The organism is Spiroplasma endosymbiont of Aspidapion aeneum (genome assembly GCF_964031045.1).
Taxonomy (GTDB): domain Bacteria; phylum Bacillota_I; class Bacilli_A; order Mycoplasmatales; family Mycoplasmataceae.
Genome location: NZ_OZ034994.1, coordinates 724,806 through 750,297, shown reverse-complemented (window position 1 = coordinate 750,297; position 25,492 = coordinate 724,806). Strand labels below are relative to the sequence as shown.

At 26.4% G+C, this 25,492-nt stretch carries 17 protein-coding genes; 15 read left to right on the top strand and 2 right to left on the bottom strand.

The genetic code is table 4. The features are described from left to right. The first annotated feature begins 40 nt into the window (after positions 1 to 40). From AAHM97_RS03350 to rbfA, 13 genes are all read left to right on the top strand, one after another. Positions 41 to 3,115 (top strand): hypothetical protein, encoded by a 3,075-nt coding sequence (locus AAHM97_RS03350; RefSeq protein ID WP_342268530.1) that lies wholly within the window; start codon positions 41 to 43, stop codon positions 3,113 to 3,115. A gap of 336 nt (positions 3,116 to 3,451) precedes the next feature. After that, positions 3,452 to 5,134 (top strand): hypothetical protein, encoded by a 1,683-nt coding sequence (locus AAHM97_RS03345; RefSeq protein WP_342268529.1) that lies wholly within the window; start codon positions 3,452 to 3,454, stop codon positions 5,132 to 5,134. Positions 5,135 to 5,475: 341 nt separating this feature from the next. Further along, on the top strand, positions 5,476 to 7,011 hold the full coding sequence (gene fib / locus AAHM97_RS03340; protein WP_342268528.1) for a cytoskeletal motor fibril protein Fib: 1,536 nt from the start codon (positions 5,476 to 5,478) through the stop codon (positions 7,009 to 7,011). A gap of 128 nt (positions 7,012 to 7,139) precedes the next feature. Continuing rightward, positions 7,140 to 8,729, top strand: a complete 1,590-nt coding sequence (locus tag AAHM97_RS03335) for a YitT family protein (RefSeq protein WP_342268527.1) — start codon at positions 7,140 to 7,142, stop codon at positions 8,727 to 8,729. Positions 8,730 to 8,894: 165 nt separating this feature from the next. Beyond that, positions 8,895 to 13,247, top strand: a complete 4,353-nt coding sequence (locus tag AAHM97_RS03330) for a protein translocase SecDF, variant type (protein WP_342268526.1) — start codon at positions 8,895 to 8,897, stop codon at positions 13,245 to 13,247. 20 nt (positions 13,248 to 13,267) lie between these two features. Further along, a complete protein-coding gene (locus AAHM97_RS03325; RefSeq protein WP_342268525.1) occupies positions 13,268 to 13,786 on the top strand; it encodes an adenine phosphoribosyltransferase in 519 nt (172 codons plus the stop codon). A gap of 143 nt (positions 13,787 to 13,929) precedes the next feature. Continuing rightward, on the top strand, positions 13,930 to 16,230 hold the full coding sequence (locus AAHM97_RS03320; protein WP_342268524.1) for a RelA/SpoT family protein: 2,301 nt from the start codon (positions 13,930 to 13,932) through the stop codon (positions 16,228 to 16,230). Positions 16,231 to 16,252: 22 nt separating this feature from the next. After that, complete coding sequence (locus AAHM97_RS03315; protein ID WP_342268523.1) at positions 16,253 to 16,714, top strand: hypothetical protein; 462 nt, start codon at positions 16,253 to 16,255, stop codon at positions 16,712 to 16,714. Between the two features lie 270 nt (positions 16,715 to 16,984). After that, positions 16,985 to 18,298: a transcription termination factor NusA gene (gene nusA / locus AAHM97_RS03310; protein ID WP_342268522.1), complete on the top strand. Its 1,314-nt coding sequence runs from the start codon at positions 16,985 to 16,987 to the stop codon at positions 18,296 to 18,298. A 5-nt stretch (positions 18,299 to 18,303) separates the two neighbouring features. Then, entirely contained in the window at positions 18,304 to 18,588 is a 285-nt protein-coding gene (locus AAHM97_RS03305; RefSeq protein WP_342268521.1) for a DUF448 domain-containing protein, read from the top strand. After that, a complete protein-coding gene (locus AAHM97_RS03300; protein WP_342268520.1) occupies positions 18,564 to 18,881 on the top strand; it encodes a hypothetical protein in 318 nt (105 codons plus the stop codon). The genes AAHM97_RS03305 and AAHM97_RS03300 overlap by 25 nt, the downstream gene beginning before the upstream one ends. A gap of 45 nt (positions 18,882 to 18,926) precedes the next feature. Further along, the gene (infB, locus tag AAHM97_RS03295; protein ID WP_342268519.1) at positions 18,927 to 20,831 is read left to right on the top strand and encodes a translation initiation factor IF-2; all 1,905 of its coding nucleotides are present in this window, start codon (positions 18,927 to 18,929) and stop codon (positions 20,829 to 20,831) included. 2 nt (positions 20,832 to 20,833) lie between these two features. Further along, entirely contained in the window at positions 20,834 to 21,199 is a 366-nt protein-coding gene (gene rbfA, locus AAHM97_RS03290) for a 30S ribosome-binding factor RbfA (RefSeq protein WP_342268518.1), read from the top strand. Positions 21,200 to 21,345: 146 nt separating this feature from the next. Here rbfA and AAHM97_RS03285 read toward each other — a convergent pair whose 3' ends face one another. Further along, complete coding sequence (locus AAHM97_RS03285; protein ID WP_342268517.1) at positions 21,346 to 22,053, bottom strand: RsmE family RNA methyltransferase; 708 nt, start codon at positions 22,051 to 22,053, stop codon at positions 21,346 to 21,348. A gap of 147 nt (positions 22,054 to 22,200) precedes the next feature. On the opposite strand from AAHM97_RS03285, the gene AAHM97_RS03280 reads away from it, so the two are divergent. Both AAHM97_RS03280 and AAHM97_RS03275 read left to right on the top strand, forming a co-directional pair. Further along, the gene (locus AAHM97_RS03280) at positions 22,201 to 23,526 is read left to right on the top strand and encodes a hypothetical protein (RefSeq protein WP_342268516.1); all 1,326 of its coding nucleotides are present in this window, start codon (positions 22,201 to 22,203) and stop codon (positions 23,524 to 23,526) included. Next, a complete protein-coding gene (locus tag AAHM97_RS03275; RefSeq protein ID WP_342268515.1) occupies positions 23,516 to 24,823 on the top strand; it encodes a hypothetical protein in 1,308 nt (435 codons plus the stop codon). Before AAHM97_RS03280 ends, AAHM97_RS03275 begins: the two co-directional genes overlap by 11 nt. 3 nt (positions 24,824 to 24,826) lie before the next feature. Here AAHM97_RS03275 and AAHM97_RS03270 read toward each other — a convergent pair whose 3' ends face one another. After that, positions 24,827 to 25,357, bottom strand: a complete 531-nt coding sequence (locus AAHM97_RS03270; RefSeq protein ID WP_342268514.1) for a hypothetical protein — start codon at positions 25,355 to 25,357, stop codon at positions 24,827 to 24,829. Positions 25,358 to 25,492: the final 135 nt, after the last annotated feature.

Here is a 25,492-nt window from a genome sequence, read left to right as displayed (position 1 = left end):
TAACAATGTATTAAATATAAAGATAGAAAGATATTGAAAAATGAAAAAATTAATGATATTATTAGGTTCGATTAGCTTATTTGCACCATCAACAACAATGTTAGTTTCTTGTTCTAAAGCAAAAAACCCAAAAAAAGCAGAAGTAAAAAATGATGTTAAATTTGAAAAAACAGATTACACTGTTTTGGTTAAAGGAACAGTCAGTATTAATATTGCAAACTTTGCAGATTTAGAAAAAGATGGGTACACTAAAAATTGTAGTGTTATTGTTGAGAAATCTTCAGTAGCAAAATTTGTTGACACACAAAAAGATGTAACAAATAAAAATTATCAAACAATCCAATTAAGTGGAATTAGTGCTGGAACTACAAAAGTAACAGTCCAATTCACAAATTTGAATAGTATAGATATTAAAGAAGGTTCATTTAATATAACTGTTAAGGATTTTTCACAATATAATGTTACTTGAGATACGGATAAAAAAACAATTGACCCAAATGATAAAGAAATAAAAGTAGGAAATCTATCTAATTATCAAGAGTTTGTAAAAATGAACTTTAAAACTTTTACAATTAATATGAAATCAAAAGATGATGGTGTTACAGATATTAATCAATTGCTAAATGGTTGTGAAATTAAGGATAATGGAGATATATATCTTAATGTTGACTATTCACGATTGTCACCTGCCGGTTCTGCCAATGGAGAATACAAACTTGGTACAGTTACTTTCACATTATCAAATACCTTTGCAAATTATACTTCAAAAAGCGGAGACATTTCTTTTAATCCTTTTAAAGGAGTGGAACAATTTTCAATAGCAGAAAAAATTCCAACTAAACCAAAAGATCCAACTAAACCAGATCCTGGTTTTGATTTATCAAAAGGCAATGATTTTATTGTTACCTTTGACACCAACACTATTAAGTTAAAAGATATCCAAGCAGTTACACCAAAAATAACTTTTAGTAGTGGTAGTGAAGGTGATTTTACTGCCTCTGCAAAATTTTCTGAGCCCTCTAAATTAGCAGATGAAGATAAAAATTCTTTTAATCTTAATCTTACATTTACAACCCCATCAATAAGTTATGCATCAGGAAATATTACAATAGATATTCGTTTTAGTTTTGGTCCTTTGGTTTATTATGCAAATCAAAGCTTTAAATATAGTGCAAATAGAGTCAGTCCTGGAGATTCTAAACAATTCGATAAACCCTCAGATACTGACAAAGCGTATACTAGTAAATATTCATTATCTTCTAAATTTAGTGATTGGCAAATAGATAAACCAGCAGCCCAATCTATAGCTATTACAACAGCAGCTAATTTAGATGCAATTACAACAGCTGGATATAAATATAAAGATACATTAACAATTGCAGATAATCCAAAAAGTACTGATGATGATAACTATTATAACTGGAGTAAACTTAACAACCTTGATCTTTCAAATGAGGAAAATGCTAAGAATTTTAAAGCCTTAGATTCAAAAACATCATTTTCAAAAATAACAGCTTTTTCAATTAATAACATCTCAGTTGGTACTGATAATAATTTAACTTTAAATATTAATAAGTTAACAGATAAGGTTGCTAACGACGGAATAATACATTTTGTTTCTAGATTTTATGATAAAGTTGGAAACGTATGTTGTGCAACAGCTATTTTTAATTATTCTGCATCAAAGGATTTGCCTCTTAATAATGTAACATTTACAAGAGGTTCAATCCCATATGTTGGGCAAGATGGACCAACAAATCAAGGTGAATCATTATCTAAATCAATTCATTTAACCGATGATGATCTATCTTTTGACTCATTTAGTGTTTCTGCTGATAATAATGACCAAATAGCAGATGCTGCAATATCAAGTGATAAAACAGATATATTAGCAGTTGAAAATAAATTAGAAAAAAAAGATAATAAATATTATATTATGATGAAACTTATTGGTCAAAAAGGAAAAGATGTAGAACAAGGTAAAGTAACACTAACACTAACACCTACAAGTGGTGAGAAAAGTTTTACATTAGATATTTATTATGGAACATATGTTGGAAAAGATGCTACCTCAGGAAATTATACAATTTCAGACACAAAAACTTCTGGTTCTGTAAATTATTTTGTTAGTAAAAATGCATCAAATAGATCAATTGATGATAGTTATTTATACAATTCTGGTATAGACAGTGCTCCTAATTTAGAATTTGCTGATGGATATAATTATTCTGGTAGTGAGTCACCATTTAAATATCACGGTGAAGTATGCATTGTTGGGGATGTTACTTTTGATGGTGATATAAAGGTAACTGGAAAAGGAGTTATTGTCGCTGCTTGAGCAAATGAAGTCGATGGAAATATATTATTTAAAGGAAAAGTTACTTATACTGCAAATAATGATAATACTTCTGAATCATGCGGTGTTATAAGTGAAAAATATGGGGATTGAGCAAATAATGCTACAAGAATATCAGAAAACAAAGAAATTCATTTCAATGGAGATATTCAAATATATGCATCTGCAGATGTTGGCGCTGGTGTTGGATTTATTAATACAATTACAACAGGTATTATTGGGCAAGTAAATGTTGATGGTTCTGTAAATATTGGTTCAAATGAGGATGGGGGTGTATATGTTGTTCCAAAACCAGTTGGAATTATATATTCAAAAAGCGCTGCTTATCAACCACAGCAAGGATTTGATAATCTAAAGGGATTAACTATTAATGGCGATGCAAAAATTGAAGGGAGCGAACAAAACCTAGATGAAGGAAATAGCGCGATAATTTATAATTTAGATGAGTTTTATTCTCCAGATGCAACTATAGATATTAAGGGAGAAGCTAGTTGTAGCATAGGCGGGGATGTAGGTCCAATAATTTCTTCAGTCTCAAATACATCTGATGCATCTAAAGTTTTTGCAGCGCAAGAAGTTAATGTTCATTCTTGGTATCATAATAGTTCAGATAATATTATTATTAAATTACAAACAGGATCCGGATCTGTTTCTGGAATTTGAGTTAAGGTTGGTGATAGCAATCAAAATAAAAATGTCATACCAGATAATAAATATTCGTCATTAAAGCTATTTCCAGCCAGTGTCTGGGGTCTATAATAATGGTGTTTCATTAACAATATATTAATTTTTCTTAAAAATATACTAAATATACAAAGAAAAAATAAATTTATTTTAGAATAAGATTAACGCAATAAGCGCATTATATAATTATTGTAACAATAGAAATACTAAATATTTTTTACAAATATGATATGACAAATTTTATAATATTCCACCATACTGCAAATTTTTTATAAAAATTGAGATTTATATAAAATTTAATCTCTATATCCACAGTTGATAAAAAATGCTTAAGGCATTTTTTGTCATTTATATATAAATGATAAAAATAATTAGATAAATATGCTATAATATGGAAAATGGGAAATAAATATGTTCAATGAAAAAAATATCGAAAATAAATTTTTAGAAGAAATTGCCAAAAAAAAAGAATTAGCTATCGAGAATAAGGATTTTATCCTTTTTAAAGAAAAAAACAAACATGCAGCAGAGCAATTGGATGATAAAATTAATAACTTTTTTAGTGCAAGTAATTTTTCAACTGTTAAACAGATTCCATTACCAAAGCCAATTAAAGATGAAATTGCGTATTTTAACTTTATATCCGAGAGATATGATGAAGTATCTTTATCACAAAAGTTGGATGTTATGAGAAAAAAATTAGAAGATTTTGATTCGCCATTTTATATGTATATTGATACAATGAAACAAAAAATTGATAACGGTTATATTGAATTAAGAGGACGAGATTGGTTAAATGAATTTTTTCGAACATGAACTTTTATGTTAAATAAAAGAATACTAGATTTTAGATTAAAGGCTGCAGACGATCTACGATATGATTTTTTAGTTGAAATTTATGAAATAATCAGAAAATATGAATCATATTCTAAGATTTATCAAAATTTTTATGATGTTTTTGGAAAAAATGTTGAAATTGATGAAGAATTAGATAAAAAAAATATTGATTCTGTGGCAAAATTTGCAGATTACCTTTATAAAGACCCTAGTATATTAAAAATAGTTGAATTGCTAGGTCGTCTTAACGGAGAAGATGATAAGTTTGAAAAAAATATAACAGAGCAAATTGTGACATATCCAACATATAAAAAGCTACCAACTAATCCCGAAGAAATAGTTGGTGTAACTGCTTCAAATAATATTGAAAGAATAATGCCTTCAGAACTTGTAAATCTTTTTGACCCAGAATTAGAAGTTATTTTTTATAAAAAATTTGTGGAAAGTGAATTGCAGACACTCTTATTTGAATCAAGAGAAGTTGTTATTGAACACGATATTGAAGAAGTAGAATATGAAGCTCCAATCCCAATTGATCAAGGAAAATTTATAATTTGTATTGATACATCAAGCTCAATGGAGGGGGCGGGTGAGTATATTGCTAAAGCACTAGCACTTGCAGTTGTTAAGGTTGCTTTAAAAGGGGATAGGGATATTGTGATATACAATTTTGCCCAAGATGTTGAGGAATTTACAATTTTAGCAAGGAAGTTAAATATAGATAAGTTATTAAAATTCATTTCTAAATCATTTTACGGGTTAACCAATGCAAGTCCAGCATTTGACCAAATTATGGATAAAATGTGAGAGGAAGACTTTAAACGCGCAGATTTATTGATGATTTCAGATTTTATGCTAAATTCAATGTCTAATGTTCAGAGACTTCGTTTAACTAATTTAAAACAAAAATATAATCGTTTTCACTCATTGGTTGTTGGTGGAATGCCAAATATAGCTTCACAAGATATATTCGATAATGTTATGTATTATGACCCAGATGACCCAGAGTCTACTTCCCAAATTGTTAAATCCTTAAATGAAACTCTTGATAATTTGCGAGAACTAAAAGAAGAAGAAATTGCATTTCGTGATGAACAAATTGCCAAACTAAATCAAGTTCTTGATAAAAGACGTAATCGTAAGGTAGTTGAAAAACAAACAAAAGCAGAAAAAGCTAAACTTGAAAGAAAGAAAAAAGAGAAAGCAAAAGCAAAATTAGATAAATTAAAGCAGAAATATAATGAAGTCGATAACTAATTTAAAATTATTGCAAAAATAGACTTAATATCTTTTATATAAAAAAATATCTACATATAATTGACAAATATATCTAAATATTGGTTCAATTATCTTTTTTTTTACGATTTATACTAAAATTAAAAAAAACACAAATATATCTTTTTTCCTTGCTTTATGATATACTTTTTAGATATAATAATATTAACATCTCAATAATTGCTTGTTTGTTGAGATAGTGTTTGTTTTTTTAAAAAAAAAATAAAAACTCACAAGCCAAGAAATATTAACTTTTAGGTTAATTTTTCTTTATAAACAACCACCCCATATAAAATGGGTAGAAAAAAGGAAATGGTGAATATATGATAGGAATCATAACAACGGCATATTTTAGTGTAAAAGACCGTGAAGGAATAAAAACACTAAAAAAATACTGATGAAGAAATGTTGTTATTCAAATAGTAAGGTTTAAAAACAAGTCTTTCATAATCGCAACTACTGGTTATGGTAAGGCTAATGCAGCAATGGCGATGACATATTTAATGGAAAAATATGCAGAAATGCAAACTGTAATTAATATTGATCTTGCTTTATCTACAAATGATAAATTTGATACAGCAAGTACAGTATTGGGAACAAAATTCATTTACCGTGATGCAGATTTAACTGTATTTAAGGATATTAAATATGGACAAATAGTTCATGAACCAGAGGCATTTACATTTAACGATGAATTTGTACAGGAAATTAGAAACTTTAAATTAGGAGTATCAGACGGTATTATAGGAACTGCTGATATGTTAATTTATAATTCTAAACAATTTAAAGAAATGGTTGACAAATATGGTCAATCAATTGATGTTATTGATACTGAGGCTGGTGCTATTGCACAAGTTGCAAAAAAATCAAGTATAGGTTTCCTCTCATTGAAAATTATGTATAATAATGCATTATCTCCATGAGATAATGATCCATTACATAAATTTAAAATGTATGAAACATCAAACACCTTAAAATATTTAGTTGCTAGATTGTTCAATTTATTATCATCAAAATATGTAATTGACTTTTCAAAATGTAATAATGATGAATTGGAAGCTATTTTTGAATTATATGAATGAGAACATGATGGATGAATTGCAAAATTCAAAGCAAATACAGCTAAATTACTATCTGGAATCGGACCATCATTATTATTGGTAGATGGGAAAGAAAAAACTTCTGAAGCTTTGGACATTATTGAAGTAATGAAACCAAAATTTGATGAAGAAGGACCATCAAAAGTTATTTTAGGGGAAGATGAATGAAAACATGCTCCTAAGAAATGATTGCGTAAAATGTTATTTCTTGAAAACTATGATATCAACGATGATGAATTATTGTGAAATAAATCAGCAAAATATGATGTTAAAGTAAAACATTTCTCATCAATTGAAGATGTGTGTAAAAACATATCTAAAGCAATTGCAGACAAATGTCAAGATAAATCAAGTTATACTTACGAAGGTGCAACAGTTGTTAATAAAAACTTATTAGTAACTATTGATATGCCAATTACTTTCTATATATCAAATAATGCTACTCATGAATTTGTTGAAGATAAAACATTTGGAACTAAATTAGTATCAAATGAGGTTATTAAACACTTGAATGAAATGTTAAAAGAAACTGATTCTCCATTTGCAAAAATAAAAATCTTTGCTAAGATACCTGCGTTGAGAAATAAAAGAATCTCAATGTGAATTGAATCAAAAAATAAAATTAATTCAAACATTAATTTTGGTACATGAAACAAAGGATTTGCAAATAAATACACAGTTGTAGATATTATGAGAACTGACTATGATCCAATTAAAGTTGGTTCATTTAAAGTAACTGTAAGATTGAAACCTGAATAGGTATTAGTTAACTTAAAACTAAAATAGAGATATAAATCTCTATTTTTTTTATAAATAATAGTTTTTTTATATTATTTTTATAAAATAATATATATAATAACTATATGTGAGAAGAAAAATAAATTAATATGAAATTAAATAATGAAAAAGATGGAATTGTTGATGATATAGTGTCAACAAAAGAAGTTCTAGAATCTGAAAAGGATGTTTTTACAAAAGAAGAAATTGATGAATCATTAAAGAAAGTAAATTCTAATTTATTAAATATAGATATTGAAAATATTGAGAGTTATCTTTTATCTAAAAGAGAGCAAATGATTCTTATCAAACAATACTTCAAAAAACGTTTTTGAAAAGAATTGCTTTTAGTTGTGTGGGCTAGCCTATTAACAACAATAACATTTGACTATTTGATAAGTTCAACCGGTAAAACTGGTAATTTTTCTTTTGGTTTTGGAACAATATGTAGGTTTCTAGCAATTGTAACGTATAAAAATGATATATCAAAACAAGGTTCATTTTATTTTATATACTATTTTATTTTAAATATTCCTTTAATTATTTTTGGCGCTTTCAAGATCGGGCTTAAATTTACATTGTCATCTTTTATATATATTACACTATCTATGGCTTTTGATCAATTATTACAAGTTATCCCATTTCTAAATACAAAAGAATTCACATTTATTGTTAATTATCAACAAATCATATCAGATTCTCCATTATCTGGACAGATATTTTTATTTCTTTTTTCAGCGTTATCTGGGTTATTATTAGGTTATGCTTATTCAATTTTGTATAAAATAGGGTCTTCTTCTGGTGGAAGTGATTTTGTAATTTTCTACTTCTCAATGAAATATAAAAAACCATTAGGAAATATTGCTAGAACTATTAATATGATTATTTTATTTTCTGTTGTAATTGCAAATTCGCTAATAATTCCACTTGCTGAAATACCAATTGCACAGAGATATAATGTTTTATCACAATACACTTTTAACGATGCAAATGCTTATAAATTGGGTAATGGACAAACATTATATGAATCTGTTAAAGCCTATTTAATCTCTCGTGATCCCACTGCTACTATTAATCCAAATAATTGACTAGCAAATTTACGACAAGCTGTAAATTTAGGGTATGGAAATCAAATCAATGGTCCAATTGCTTCTAAATTAAGAATATTCTTTATTTTTGGACCGTCACTATTTTCATCATTATTGGGTGTTGTTGTCCAAAGTTTATCAATTAATTGATTATACCCTCGATATAAAGTAAGAACACATATTATAACCACAAGAGAAGAAGAAAAAATTGTTAATTTTTTGTCAGATAAAGGATATAAAAATGATCTTGTATCTTGAAATGTCATGAGAGTAAATCCAACTACTAAAATTGAAAGATCAAATATTTTGTTATCAATGTTAATGTTAAATTGAAAACTAATTGAAAAAGATTTATTTATGATTGATCCTGAGATAAGAATTGTGACACTTAAAACTTCATCTATAAAAGGTTTCTTTAACCTCGAAACAGAATCTGAATTTGAACATGCAAAAAAAGTTGCAAAAAATAATGTTATGAAAGATTCAAATGAACTACTTAGAATTAGAAATTTAGCTTTGCAAGTTGCAAAAAAAGAGGAAGAGAGATTAATTAAAAAAAATAGTAAACAAAAAAGTGAACAAAATTATAACAAAAATAATAAGGATTCATAGCCAAATAATTTAATTGTATGTCCTTTATAGATTAAAAATTTAATAATTTTTATCAATATAAGCAATAATTTTGTATGTTAAGGTTGATTTTGTAATATAATAATTAAAGGTTTTAATAAATTTTTGAAAATTATTCAATTGATAAAAATTAGTAGGGAGCATTAAATGAAAAGAAATGAATCTAAAACAGTTAAACTTAATTCCCAAAAACGAAAATTTAAACGTACATTTATAAGAAATCAGTTTTTACGTATAGTATCACTTCTTTTAATATTATCTTCAATGCTAATTGGTTCATATTTTTTATTGTCTAATTATTATGAAAATAAATCATTTGATGCAGATACAGGGGGTTATTATTCTGCCTTAGTGTCTGTTAATGATGTAAGCTCAAATTCACAACAAAATCCAGATGGTCAACCAAATGGTGATTCTTCAAAAGCTGCAAAATCTTTAGAAACTCGTTTAAATCCTTTGGGGGTTAATAGCATTTCTGTTGAAAAAGTTGGTTCTAACTTTTTAAAAGTAACAGCGCCTAAGAGTTCATATTCAAATGAAACACTTTTTAAAAATGCGATTGAGCGTGCTGGGTCTGTATATTTCATTTCAACCGACGGTAAAGTTAATACAAAATATGATGATTTATTAGTAAAAAATTCATCTAAAACTCCACCAACTTATTCTTCATTAAAAGCAGATGATTCTGATATTAATTTTACAAGAGACCCAATGTCTAACTATATAAAAGGTGCTAAAAGCACAGCTATTTCAATTACAACTGGTAGACTCCCGGTAATAGAGTATGAACTAAATTCAACAAATTTAGTTACATATTTAAATTCTCTATCTGGAGGTGGAACAACACCCAAACCAAATTTAACCCAAAATAATAATGAATGTACAAAATTATATGCCGGAGATGACTCTGGCGGGGGAAGTAGTGGTTCTAAGGACTTCACTGGTGGAGCAGCTATTTTAGTTGATGCAGATTCTATGTATAATTTAGTAAGAAACTATTATCAAGCAGCATCAAATAAGCTATCAACCAAAGATAAAGTTGACCAATACTACAAATATTTTATTACTCCATTAAGACAAACAATGCAAAAAAAACGTTCTAGTGGAACAACTGCAGATAAATTGATAGCAGATATTATTTATGATATGTTTTATTGTTCATATACAACTAAAGATAATCCAAAGCATGTTTTTTATGATTCATTGATGGATGATTCTAATGCAGATATTTCATCTGCTGGTAATTTTTATCAAAATGGTATATATAATACATTAAAGTTCTTGGATTCTACTTCAAATTATGTGTATGATTCAAATGCAACAACAAAAGATTTTCAAACTGGTGGAACATATGCGGCTACACATTTATTTGATAGTTCATCTTCTGAAGGAAAAAAATCAGATAAAAATTATGGAAATACTCATGATATTTTCTCATCAATTAATCCTGTAATATGTGATCTAATTCTAGGCTACAAGGGAACAGGTAGTAGTTTGATTGATGGAAACGTTTTAAATTCCTTAATGAACTACTTTGTCTTTGACGGAACATTAAACACTAGTTCAACGCAAACAGCACAGGTGGGCCAATCATTTGTTTTAAATGGTCAATATCTTGTTACATTTGTAAATTCATATTCATTGGCAAAATTGGGTTCATCATTATTTAATGCCTCAAGTGCTGGATTTAGATACGAGGTTTCTTCGCTATATGAATTTGGACCAAAAGTTTCACCTAATTATTTAGAGGTATTTTATATATTCATGGGAATTCTTGTAATTGCCTTGCTTACATATTTAGTTCTTGTTTACAGGTTATTGGGAGCTGTCGCAATTGTAGCAATGGTCTTGATATCTGTCCTTATATTTAGTGTAGGTGTTTGATTCTCAATTCCAACAGGAATCGGAACAATTATTACCTTATTTATTATTATTGGACTCAATACAGAATTATATGCACAGTTCTTTGAGAATATAAAAGAAAACGTATTTACAAAAAAAAGGTCGATTAATTCTTCATATAATATTTCAATTAAGGAATTTTTACCAACAATTATTGATGCAATTTTGGCAATTTTAATTCCATTAGTTTGTATGTTGTGAATATCTTCATCTAATTTAAAACTTCTAACAATTTCTTTATCTTTATCATTGTTATTCTCACTGTTTATGTTTTTAATTATATCTATATTGTTATTTAAAATTTTGTGTAAAACTAGATGATTTGAATCATACCCATTTTTATTCCCAACAGCAAAAGTTACAAATTCAACAGATAATTTTTATATTTATTATTTGATAAAAACTAAAAGAGATCGAATTAATTATTTATTAAATAAAAACAAGATTGATAGCGTAGCAGTTGAAAAAAAATATGATAATTTAGTTTTTTCGGTAAATGAAACAATATCATACTACAAAGAACAAGAAGGCAAAAACAATGCCCAAACAAAAATTTCTATTCTTAACAAAGATATTGATAAATTAGAAGCTAGCAGAAAAAAAACTTTAGATAGAATAAATTCAAGAACTAAAGATTATAATTCAGAAATTAAAAAATTAGAAACTCATGTTGATAAATTGCTTATAAAACTAGAGAAGAAAGAAACTAAACTGGTTAAAACAGATATCAAAGAAGAAAGAAAATTCATTAAACGTCTAAATAAAAGAATTTTAATGTTAGAAAAAAGAGAAGCTTATTATGATGAAACATATGAAGTTGCTAAACTTTCAAAAATAAGATTTAAAATTGAAAAAACTAAAATTATTTTAGAAACTAGAAATGATTTTTTAAATGAATATTTAAAAAATGAGGAAGATTTATCTAAAAATGCACCAAAAATTATTAATACTGTGTTAGATGAATACTTATCAAGAACAGAAGATGATTTTTATGATAGTGAAGTTGTTCAAATTGAAGATAGATTTAAAACAAATTCTAAGTTAAACCAAATTAAAATTGGAAAAAGGTTAGTTTCAATTGGGGCGGTTTTAATCGTTCTTATTTCTGCTTTTATGGGATTTGTTATTGGCCCACATTATGATTATTCATTTGCAAATAGAGTTGATTATACATTTTGAGGGGATACAGTAGAAGATGCATATGAAAGTATGGAATCTCTCGATAAAGATAGTTCTATTGGTGATTTTTCAAGTCAATTAAAACAAGATCTAAAATCGGATATTGCAGATTATGAAAAAGCGCGTACTCAGAAAACTAATCTTGTAATTACTAAAGATGAACTAAATAAAAAACAAGCTCAAGTTGTTGGTAATTTCTTAACAGAAATATTGGCAAATAACATATATGCTAACTGATTTTTACATAATGCAATTCAATCTTCAAGTATTGGAGATATTGCAATTATAAATGATGTTTATTCAACATATGGTACTAATTTTAAATTGCCAACCTCATCTTCTAATGAAAATACTGAATCTTATCAATGAGTTACAATTTCTGTTCAGTTGTCAAAATCTTCAGAATCATATTTTATTAAACAGATTCTAGCAAACACTTTTAAAATTAATTTTCAGGCAACGACAGTTTCTGATTCAGGAGGAGCAATAGCCAAAAAAACTTCTCCATCATCTGCAATAGAACAAGTGAAACAGTATATTTATGCATTTATTTTAGGGATGGTTTTGTTATTGTTCTACTACCTATTAAGATATAAATGAACTTATTTTATGGCAATGTTATTCTCCATATTCGTTATCATCGGTCTTACATTTTCAACAATTATTGCATTCTATGTTCCTTTCGGAATTAATACTTTAATAACTTCTATATTTGTATTTGCTTATGCAATGTTAAGTTTAACAACCACTTTCTTATATGCTAAAAGAAATATAACTGTTCGTGATGAGGAAAAACTAACAGAATTATTTAAAAATGAAATTGAAAATATTTTAACAATTAAGAAAGAAAATAAAAAACGTAGTGATAAAAATTATGAATTTCGTCGAGAGATGAATGACAAAATAAAAGTACTACTAAAAAAAGATCCCTCTGTTACCAAAGATGAATATAAAAAATATTGAACAGAGATCACTGGTGAAGAAAAATATAATGTTAGAAAACAAATTTTTGAATTAAAACAAGAATATCGTCAATTTAAAAAACTAAACCGAGTAGAATATAATAATGCTAAAATCTTAAATAAGAAAGAAATTATTAAAGAAAAACAAACAAATCAATATATTCAAAAAATTAAGTCATCAGTATATCAGTTATCACTTAGACGTATGATCTTAATTACTATATTTTACCTATTAATAAGTATAGGAGTTCTTGTTGCCTTTAATCAGATTCTTACAATTGGATTTACAATCTTAATTGGTGTATTAATATCAAACCTTGTTATCTTATATTTAACAATTCCATTATTGGTATGGTTAGAAGGCTTCCGTATTCGTCAGAAAATTGCAAATAAAAAACATATTAATAGCATTTATGTTACTGGTGAAGAACAAATTATTGCTGGTATCAATAATTAAAGATAGGATTGTGATAAACTATGAACCTAACAGACTACGTTATAAATATTAAGGATTTTCCTATTAAAGGTGTTGACTTTAAAGATATAACACCGCTCTTAAATAATAATGATGCATTAAAATGTGCAATTGAGAAGTTTGTTGAAATTGCAAAGACTATAGAATTTGATGCAATTATTGCCCCAGAATCTCGAGGATTTATTTTTGCAACAACGATCGCATACTTGTTGAATAAAAGGGTTATTTTGGTGAGAAAAAAAGGAAAATTACCACGGAAAGTTTATGCCTTTAAAGCTTCATCTGAATATGATGCCCCAATTTTAGAAATACATGTTGATGATATTAAGAAAAATGATCGATTAATTCTTATTGATGATGTATTTGCAACTGGTGGAACTGCAAAAGCAATTAAATTAGCTGTTGATCATTTAGGTGGAGAATTAGTTGGGGGAATTTGTCTTATTGATCTTGTCTTTTTACATAAAAATGAAGACTTCTTTAATAAATGTCATTTTAAGGCGATTATTAATATTAAATAAACAATTTTACAATTAAAATCGATATAAACTATATCGATTTTTTTAATTTAAATATTAATAAAAATAATTTTTATTTTCTGATGTTTGGCAATAAATAATCTTTTTTTGATAAAATAGATTAGATTTTAAGATAAAATAGTAGTATGGAAGAAGATTACACAGAAGAAGAATTTAGATTTATAGAAATTGAGGACCCACAAATCCTTTTTGATGAGGTTTCAAAGTATATAAGTGACAATAGTTTACTTGAGCGAGTAAAAGATGCTTATTATTATGCTAATAAAAAACACTCAGGACAGATGAGAAAATCTGGTTCACCTTTTATTGTTCACCCTTTAACTTGTGCTTATTATCTAGCCCAATGAAAAATGAATATTGATACAATTATAGCTGGTTTGTTACACGATGTTATTGAAGATACACCAGTTTTAAAAGAAGAAATTGAATTGAGTTTTGGAAAAAATATTGCCAATATGGTTGATTCTTTATCAAAATCAAATTTTTTAACAAAAGAAAATAGTAGTTTTTTAAAAGGTCAGTATTTAGAAAAACTAATTTTTGGTCTAGTTAAAGATATAAATGTTATTTTTGTTAAATTAGCAGATAGAATGAGTAACGTTTTAACACTCGGGAGTTTAAAGCCAGAAAAACAAATTCGTATAGCTAAAGAGACGTTAGATATTTATGTTTCTATCGCAAATAGATTGGGAATGAAAAAAGCTAGAGAAAACTTAGAAGAAATCTGCTTTAAAATAACAGATCCTGTTTCTTATAATTTAATTAGTGAAGAATTGTCAAAATCTGAACAAAATCGTGAACAGATGGTAAAGAAAATATCTGTAGAAATTGCCAAGAGCTTAGATTACTCTTCAATATTGGGAACAAAAGTATTTGGAAGGTATAAAAGTAAATACTCAATTTTTTCTAAAATGCAAAGATTAAACCAAAAAATAATTAATCTTGGAGATGTTTTAGCATTTAGGGTTATAACAAAAACTATTGATGATTGTTATTTGGCTTTATCTGTTGTTCATAAATTATATACACCATTACCAGGAAGATTTAAAGATTATATTGCAACCCCCAAAAATAACATGTATCAATCTCTTCATACTATTGTTATTTCAAAAGATGGCTTTGTTTTTGAAGTTCAAATAAGAACATATAAAATGAATGAAATTGCAGAATCTGGAGTTGCAGCTCACTGAAAATACAAAAGAGGAGAAGATGACTTCTCAGAAAAAGAAAAAGAAGAGCAAAGAAAAGAAAAAACAGAATATATAAATAATCTTTTAAATATTTCAAATCAACTTAATGATCTTTCTGATAATTTTAATAATGAAATTATTGATGTTAATGTAAAAGAAAATATTAATGAAATCATTAAAACAGACCTACTTCAACCAACTGTATATGTTCTTCAAGTTGATGGTAGTGTTTTTAACTTTCCAATTGGAAGTACTGTTTTAGATTATTCTTACAAAATTGACCCAGCTAAAGCAAATAAAACATCAGGGGCATTAATTAATGGAATTGAAAAATCATTTAATTATGTTTTAAATAATGGAGATATTGTTGAAATTTTATACTCAAAAGACCAGAGACCTGATAAACTTTGATTAAATTATGTCCGTTCAAATGATGCTAAAAAATTAATTACTACATATCTAGAAGATAAAACTAATCAGGTTGAAGAAAAATTATCAGATAGTCAATTAATAATTAGAGCAGCAGAACAAGTTAATGAATACATTATTAATCATAATCTCAAATGAGATATTGATGACCGTAAAATTGCAGAAAATATTCGAAAATTAAAATTTAAAAATAAAGATTTATTTCTCCTAGCGATTGCTAAGAAAGATATATCAATAGAGGATGCTATTAATTTTGTTTATTTAGAGGATGTAGACCTAAAAAAAATATCTCCAATTGTTAAATCTTTAAAAATATCAAAATTTAGCCTAAAAAATGGAAGAAATGATATTAATATTGGAAATAAAATTAGAATAGAGTGTCAATTGGCGAGATGTTGTTATCCGTTGCCAATTGACGATATTATTGCTTTAAATGATAAAAGTACTGATCAATTGCTTATTCATCGAGACATTTGTCGAAATATATTATCGATGGCTAAAACAGATTTAATAGAAAATAGTTATAATGCTAGTTGAATTGCTAATAATGTCCCAGAAAACTTTTACATAACAAATATAGTTATTAAAGTATTAATAAATAATAAAGTTATTAATGATGTTGCTAATATAATCTTAAATAATAATGCAAATATTATTTCAATTAATCCAAGATATGAAAGTGATATTCAAATTATAAATATTTTATTTGAGTTAAAAGGAATTTCTAATTATAATGCTTTAGTTGACAAAATAAAAGAACTTCCTGGGTATATTTCATCTGCTAGATATTCATCAGAGGATAATTAATAGATAATAGAAATGAGATGTAATGAACGTTGCGGTTTTAGAGCTTTTTATATGATTATTTTTAATTATTTTTTCTTGATGTATTATTTTCCTCATTAAGGGATATCAAAGAATTAAATTTTATAAGTCCTATTGGATTGTTTTTTCTGATTTTATTTTTTGGACATTAACTTTATACATAACATTGGCATATGCGATTGTTCGTTGAAGAACAACGGTTAGTGGATATTATCTTTCAATTTCTATTTTTTACTCTTTAGTTGCTTTCTTTTTCTATATTGTCTCACTATATATAATTTTTATCTATATGGAGAGATTCAAGGGTGATAATATATTTTTCACATCAATTATTTTACCAAAGAAAAAGTTAAATATATTTATTTACATACCAATTTTTAACATTGCAACTTTTTTAATAGTTTATCTTATAAAAATTATTGAAAAAGATAAGACAAATGAAAAGTTCAGCGATATGCCTATTTAAAAATTTGCAATGAAATCTTTAGAAAAGAAATTAATAAGAATATTACAAATATGCTATCTTAAATAATTGGTGTTTTTATTTATTTCATCAATCTGTAAATTATTTAATTCTAATTAATATTTTTTTAAAAAATATTTTAATAATTAGTGATATAGAAGATATTTTTTCTCCAAATCTTCTCTTTTTATGTTATACTAATAGTAGTCAAATACCTAGTGAAAAAAGACTGCAAGAGTCTTTTTTTCATTAATTTTTGTTTGGAGGTTTAAAATGTTTAATAGTGCATGATTTATTGATTCTGTAATGGATATTGTTAGAGAAAAACAAATTGATAAGGAAGTAATTTTTGATGGCATTCGAGATGGGTTTAAAAAAGCTTATGAGAAATACTTTGACCCAGAAGCTATAATTGAAGTAGATATTAATGAAGAAGAAAAAGAGATAAAGGTTTGAAAATTATTAACTATTGTTGAAGAGGTTGATGACGATTGATTGGAAATCTCCCAACAAGATGCCAAAAAACTATATCAAAATGATAATATTGGTGATATTGTTCGAGAACCTATCGATATTAACACTGAATTTTCCAACTTAGCAGTTCTAAAAGTTGGCCAAGCTGTTAAACAAAAAATTAGAGATGCTGAAAAATCTGTTATATTTAATAAATTTACACCAAGGATTGGTGAAATCGCTAGTGGAATTGTTAAGGATATTACAGAAAAAAGTATTATTTTAAGCGTTGATGGTTTAACACTTCCGTTTTGAAATATGAAGCTAATTCCAGGTGAAAATTTTGGTGTTGGAGATCGTGTTTTCTTTTACATAGAATTTGTGGATAAGGATAATAAATTCCAACAAGTTGGTTTGACTAGAATTCATCCACGTTTTATTGAGAGACTAATGGAAATTGAGATTCCCGAAATTACCTCTGGACTTGTTAATATTATGAAAGTTGCTAGAGAACCAGGGTTTAGATCAAAGGTTGCTGTTAGAAGTAATGATCCAAACATTGACCCAATTGGTTGTTGTATTGGACCAAATGGAAGTCGAATTAATGGAGTTTTAAAAGAATTATATAATGAGAAAATAGATATTGTCCTTTATGATGATGATAAGGACCAATATATAATGAATGCACTATCTCCGGCTCGTGTTGTTTCTATTCAAAAAAAAGAGGGCGTTGAAAATCAATATATTGTTATTGTCCCAGAACAACATATTTCACTTGCTATTGGTAGAGGTGGTTATTTAGTAAAAGTTGTTGCTAAATTAGCAGAAACTAAAATTGATATTTACTCAGTTGAGCAGGCTAAAAGTAAAGGAATTGAGATTATATGAAATGGGAATCTCTCAGAAAAAGATTTAGAAGCTGGTAAATGGTTACAAGAAAAGAATTTTAAAAATTGAGGTAATAAGTTAAAACAAACAGTAAGACCCATATCAAAACAAGTAAACGATTATTTAGAAGAATCTTATCTTAATCTAGATACAATAGATTTCAATGATAATTATGATACTAATAGCGCTGATGATGATTTTTATAATTTAGACCACGAAGATTATTTAACAGATGATGAGGACTAATATTATTGGCTTCAAAAATAATTAGCTATCGTCGAGACATTATAACCTATAAGAAATTTTTAAAATCAGAATTATTAAGACTAACTTTTAATGACGGTAAATTTATTATTGATAAAGATAATTTAAATAATAAAAGAGGTATTTATTTATATCTTCCAAATTTTAAGGTTGGAAAATTAATTAGAGCTAAATCGAGAATTTCTAAAGCTTTTAAAATAACTCTCTCAGAAGAACAAATATTAAAAATCGAAAAGGAAATCGAAGAGTGGATGAAAGACAAAAAGCTATAAATACAATTGGAATGATTGTTAAATCTAATAATTTTATTTATGGAGAAAGATTGTTAGAAAATCTAGATAAAGTATTTCTTATAATTGTTGCATCAGACATTTCTTTAAATTCTCTAAAAAGAATTAAAAATAAGGCAAATAATAATAACACAGAAGTTAGTGTATTAAATATTAATTCTAAAGAACTAGAATTTATCAGTAAAGTAAAAAATATTAAAGCAATGGGAATAACAAATAATGAACTTAAAAAATTATTGGATAAAAATATATCTTTTTTAATAAATTTAGAGTAAGATAATATAAAGAGGTTAATGAATAAATAATGGAGGTTTAATTGTATGGCACAACAAAATAAAAAAAATAATATTAATAATAAAAAAAACGTTGGGGGACAAAAAAACAACAACAATAAAAATGTTCAAAAACAACAAAAAAAACATATCAATGCCCATATAAAAAAATCTCTAAACGAGACTATTGAAACTGGTCTTGTCAATGGTATATTTGTTTATACTTCTGAATTATCAATTAAGGATTTTGCTCAGAAAATAAATAAAAATGCAAAGGATATTATTAAGCATTTTTTTAACAATGGAATAATGTTAACCCTTAACAATATTCTTTCAGAGGAACAAATGGGAGAGTTATGTTTAGAATTTGGTTATGATTTTCAAAAAGAAGTTAGTGTTACAAAAGAAAATATATTTGATACATTAATGTTAAACGAGGATGATTCTAATTGAGAAAAACGACCGCCAGTTGTGACAATTGTTGGCCACGTTGACCACGGTAAGACAACATTATTAGATGCGTTAAGAGATTCAAATGTAATAGATACAGAACATGGTGGTATTACCCAACATATCGGCGCTTATCAAATTGAATCAAAAGGTGGAAAAATTACATTTTTAGATACACCAGGTCACGAAGCTTTTACAGAAATGAGAGCACGAGGTACAAATATTACCGATATTGTTGTTTTAGTAGTTGCTGCTGATGATGGTGTGAAACCTCAAACTGAGGAGTCAATTGATCATGCAAAAGCAGCTAATACAAATATAATTACATTTATAAATAAAACAGACAAGCCACATGCAAAAACGGAAAATGTTAAATCAGAATTAATGAATTTTGGTATTGTTGCAGAAGAATACGGTGGAGACATTCCTTTTGTAGAAGGAAGTGCTAAAACAAAGATTGGTTTGGATAAATTAATTGAAACAATTAATATTGTTGCAGAAATTAATGAATACAAGGCAAATCACAAAGGTGCTGCTAGGGGAGTTGTTATTGAATCTCATTTAGATAAGCGTCGTGGACCAATTGCAACAATTCTTGTTCAACACGGAGTATTAAGAAAAAAAGACCTTATGGTAGCTGGTGGTACTTATGGTGTTGTTAAGGAATTGGAAAATGAACATGGCCATCGTTTAACGGAAATATATCCATCTCAACCAGTTGTGGTAATGGGACTTAATGAAACACCAATGCCAGGAGATAAGTTTTTAATTGTTGGTGATGAAAAAACAGCAAGAGAAATAGCTAAAGCTCAAAAATTAAAAATCCAAAATTTATTAAATAACAAAAAATCATCATTCTCGCTAGAAAATATTAAAGAACAAATAGATGCTGGAGAGCTAAAGTCAATTAATATTATTTTAAAAGCTGATGCTCAGGGGTCTGTTGAAGCAACAAGAAACTCTTTATTAAAAATTAATATTGAGGGAGTTAAAATAAATATTCTTAGAGCAACAGTTGGTGCTATATCATTATCCGATATTACACTAGCTCAAGCCTCAAATGGGATAATATATGGATTTAATGTTCGTCCTACTGGAGAAGTTCGAAAGAAAGCTGACGAAGAAAAAGTAGATATAAGGCTACACACTATTATCTACAAAATTTTAGAAGAGATTGAAGATGCTGCAACTGGTATGTTAGACCCTATATTTGAAGAAGTGATCACAGGCCAAGCAGAAGTAAGAGCGATATTCAAGCATTCACAAGTTGGAACGATTGCTGGATGCTATGTTATTAATGGAAGTATATATAGAGGAAGTTCTGTTAGAATTATTCGTGATGGTATTGTTGTATATTCTGGTGAAATTTCTTCCCTTAAGCATATTAAGGATGAAATTAAGGAAGCGAAAGAAGGCCATGAATGTGGAGTAACAATCAAAAACTTTAATGATATTAAAGAAGGAGATATTATTGAAGGGTATAAAAATCAGGAGGTAAAATAATTATGCTAAAAGACATTGAAAGATTACAATCAACCATTTTGAGAGATGTTAATATAATATTGCAAAAGGAAATAAAAAATAACCATGATTTTTTGTTAAGAGTGAATGTTGTTGAAGTAAGATTATCAAAAGATAAGAGTCATGCAAAGATTTATTATACAATATTATTAGATGAAGATCACGATATCAAAACTTATGAAAAAATATTAAGTGATAATCTTAAAGAAATTAGGATGTTACTTGCTAAAAAAATTAATGTAAAAAGCGTACCAAATTTAGAATTTGTTTACGACCAATGAACAGATAGCGCTGAGAATATTGAAAAAATATTAAGCGATATTAAGAAAAAACAAGGCGATGATAATTAGCGTTGTACCCAGTTTATAATAAATAAGTCACAAGATAATTTTTCAATTATTTGTGACTTATTTTATTTTTAAAATTTAAAATTTCTTGGATAAAATAATAAGGTTTTAAATCTATCAATAATTTGATATTGATTTTAATTTATATTTTAGGATAATAGATAATTTAATATTGACAATAAATATATAGCCGCTGTTTCTGCTCGCAAAATATTGTCACCAAGACTTATGGGGATATATCCAAATTTAGTCAATTCATCAACTTCGGTTTTATCGATTCCCCCTTCAGGTCCAACAATAAATGCCACTTTATTAATTTTTTTTGTTAATGATTTTAAAGAAAAATTTTTCTCCTCTTCTCAAGCAATAATTTTAATATCAGCTTTTATGGTTTCTATCTCTTTTATATTTCTAATTATTTTTTTTAGGTGTGGAATTTTTATTTGTTTAGATTGTTCTGCGGCAGATTTAATAATTTCTCCCCATCTTTTTAATTTCTTATTTTCATTATTTTCATTTATTTTTACAACGCTTCGAATAAATTGACAAGGTCATATCTCATCAACACCAATTTCTGTTAATTTTTGTAATAAAAAATCAAATTTTTGTTCGCGAATTATTCCAACGATTGCAATAATTTTATGTTTTTTATTTTCGATATGTACTTCTTCACTTATTTTGACATTTAAAAAATCATTATGAAATTCATAAATTGATGTTAAAAATAGTCTGCCTTCGTATACACACTCAATCTTATCGCCAATATTTAATTTAATAACATTTTTAATATGGTGAAATGTATTGCCTCTAAGAGTTATTATTTCTCTATTCTTCTCATTTGTAAAATATCTATGCATATTAGTATTCTACATTAATAATAGTAATAAAGTTGCAATAATTATATAATATTGTAATTTATTGTTAATAAAATAATTTTAATGTTAAAGTAAAATAAGGGATAATTGGCCCTTAAATTTGATAAAATAAAGATATTGAGGCTTTTGATGAATTTAGATAAGAAAATTAAAACACAAAATATTAGAATGCAATTATCGATAATTGAAAATATAAAAAAAGCAAAACTTATTCAAGCCAATGACCAATTTAGGTTCATTGAGAATAATATTTTATTTATTAAAGAACAATTAAAATTACTAAATATAGATATTAAAAAGCATGGAAGATATAAAAATCAAAATACAGATATGTTGGCAATCGATATTGAAAATAAAAAAACAGCTGTAATTGATTTGCTAGCAATAAAATATGTTAGTAAACAAAAGTATTTAGAGTATAAAAACCATAATGAGGTAGAAACACACCCAAGAAATTGTTATTTATGTCAATTAAAAAAAAGAGTTTTTGCATTTATGAATTCTAAGTATCGCAATCTTGAAAATATTAGTATTGAATTTAAATCAAAAACTATTTCAGGATTGGCAAATAGTAAGAAGTATCAATATTTTGATTCAATTAATGTGGTTTTTAATTGTCAAAAGATACAAAGATTTGAACAAATAATAATTAATATTCGTTGTTGTTTACAGTCAAAAAATTTTCCAATAATTATTTGCAATGAAATGAAGATTGAGTTTTCATTTAGTTTACAATTTTTATCAAATTTTAGAAAGTTAAATGCAATTACTCATGGATATCTAAGGTTTTTATTTTTTGAAATTGATAGTAGAGACTTTACGCTATTAAATATAAAAGAGAGAAAATCATGAGAAAAGATTTTATTATTATCACTCAATAAAAAGCAATGATTATTTATTAAATATGGATTTATGTCCTATATGATAAAGAAAATAATAAATTCAGATTATTTAAAAAAATGAATGGCATATGTTTATAATAATAATTTAACAGATGAAAATTTAGTCACAAAAATTTTTGAAGATAAAAATTTTCGATATAAAAAAATTAGTCTATTTGATAAAATATTGAAATCTTTACAACTTGAAAATTTTGGAAGTTTTACTAATAAAATTTGAGAATCTTATAATCACTTTTGAAATGATTTTAAAGAGTATGTAACCAATATTTATAATCCATCAACACATAAAATATTGATCGAAAAAATTGATTTAGAATTTTTACTTGAAAATCAAGTTTTAATTACATTCGATCAAATATCCCAATCATATACTCTAAAAAATAGCACTAAATATTTTGAGGAAACTCAAATCAAAATAAGAACCGCAAATATTTATGCTGATGGAGTTACTGGAGAAAAAATGGTTCTTTTTAGTATATTTTATGAATACAAATTTAATAATGAAAGTAAATATCGAAGCGAAGATATAGATGGAAGTGAATATGAAAAATAGCAAATTCTTAATAGATTTCAATAATAGTGTTAAAAAATCACTAATTGATACAACAATTGATAAGAAAGTCTTATATTTTTTTAACCTTATTAAGGAAACTTTTGAGAAAATTGATATTAAAAAAATAGGGGATTTTAGGTATAAAACTTATGAGAGAAGCCTTGAGATTATAAATTTAGATATTGCATTTGTTTTTTATAAAACCCAAATACCAGAACCTAAAAAAATATTTACAATCGTAAGTGAGCTTGCAAGTAGAGTTAATAAAACTCATTCCGTTAATATTTCACAAAATATTATTCAAATTATATTCAAATCAGATAAAGTTAAATATATATTTAATGCTATTATAATGTATGTTAATAGTAAGGATGATAAACATTATGCAATTATTAATAATAAATGAAACGAGGAAAATGTTCTAAAAGTTTGTGATGACTTCTTAAAAGCAAATAAGATAAGTTCTGGCTTTTTGGTAAATATTAAACACTTAATTAATTTTGTTTTAAAAGATGATTTTGCATATACATATAATATTGATTATATGATATTGAGGGGTTTTTATGAATATATTGCCAAAACAATTAAAGATTCTATTGCAAATGAGTGAAATAGCAGTTTTGATATTAAGAATTTTCTAAAAACTGAAAACCTTAGTTTTTGATTAAAGCATCATATTAATTTTCAAAGCTTGGGTTTTTATATTTTAAATAATATGTACAAGAAAACAACATATTTCTTTAGTGAATTTGACGATATGATTATCGAGCTCTTTGAAAGTGTTTCTCGATATTCGTTAAATTCAATAACAGGATTTGTTGTGCCTGCCAATTACTTTTCTTTTATTGATATTTTTAATATTAAAAATAATGATGAGCTTCGAAAGTATCAAAATAATATGAAAGTTGAGTCTGGTTATTCAATTTCTGCTTTTGATTATGCAAGACAACACGATCTTTCTTTTGTTTGTACACCATATTTAAAAAGTGGTCAAGCTAATATAAACTTATTACGATATGAAATTAATCGCAAATCCAAGGTTATTTTTAATTCAATCCCATCTAATCTACGTGATGATATTATAACTTCTCGAAGTCGTGAAAATTTAGAATATTTAAATCAACTTGCATATAATTTTTTAAGTGCATATAAAAGTAAGATTGAGTACTTAAAAATATATTTTGATAAAAAATATCCATTGATTAGAAATCAAGGATATTCATCAATAATTGATATGATTAAAAAAATTGTAAATAGTTTAAAAAATACTGATTGAATCTTAGAAAATGATTTTTAGAAATTACCATTTTTCTTTATCTTTTAGCATATCTCTTAAATTATCGGTTCTTTTAATAACATAGTCTTTTTCAATTTGAGCTATTTTTTTAAATGATTCACGAGAGATTCTAATTCTTGCTCGCTTTAATGAATCATCACAATAAACTCAAGTAAGGTATGAAATATGTAGTCCGCGTAAATACACAAGTTCGTCATCATCATACATTTCATAACTAGCTTTTCTTGCTTCGCTTTGAGCAAAATCAATCCATTGTTGAGGGTTTATTTCTTTATTATATGATACATAAATTAACTCTTCATAAGTAAGGGCATTTTTAACAACTAAATCTTCTAAATTAAAGATTGTATCTGCAATTTCTTTAAGATAGTCCTTATCAAACTCATCTCCTTCTTTTGGAGAGTGTTTTGCAACATAAAATAATTTAGTAATAAGATTGTTTAGTGTGTTTGTCCCAGAAAAAACATTTTCTCGATCAATTAAAATTCTCAATTCTGCACTTACACGTTTAGAAAATTCAGTTTTTATTAACATAGATATCTGTCCCCAAATTCCATTTATTTAATTTATTATACCATATTTTGCTATTCTTTTCTACTAATTATTTTAAATTAAATATAGACCCATCTAATATAATTTATTTATGTGTTTAGGACTTAAAAATAGTCA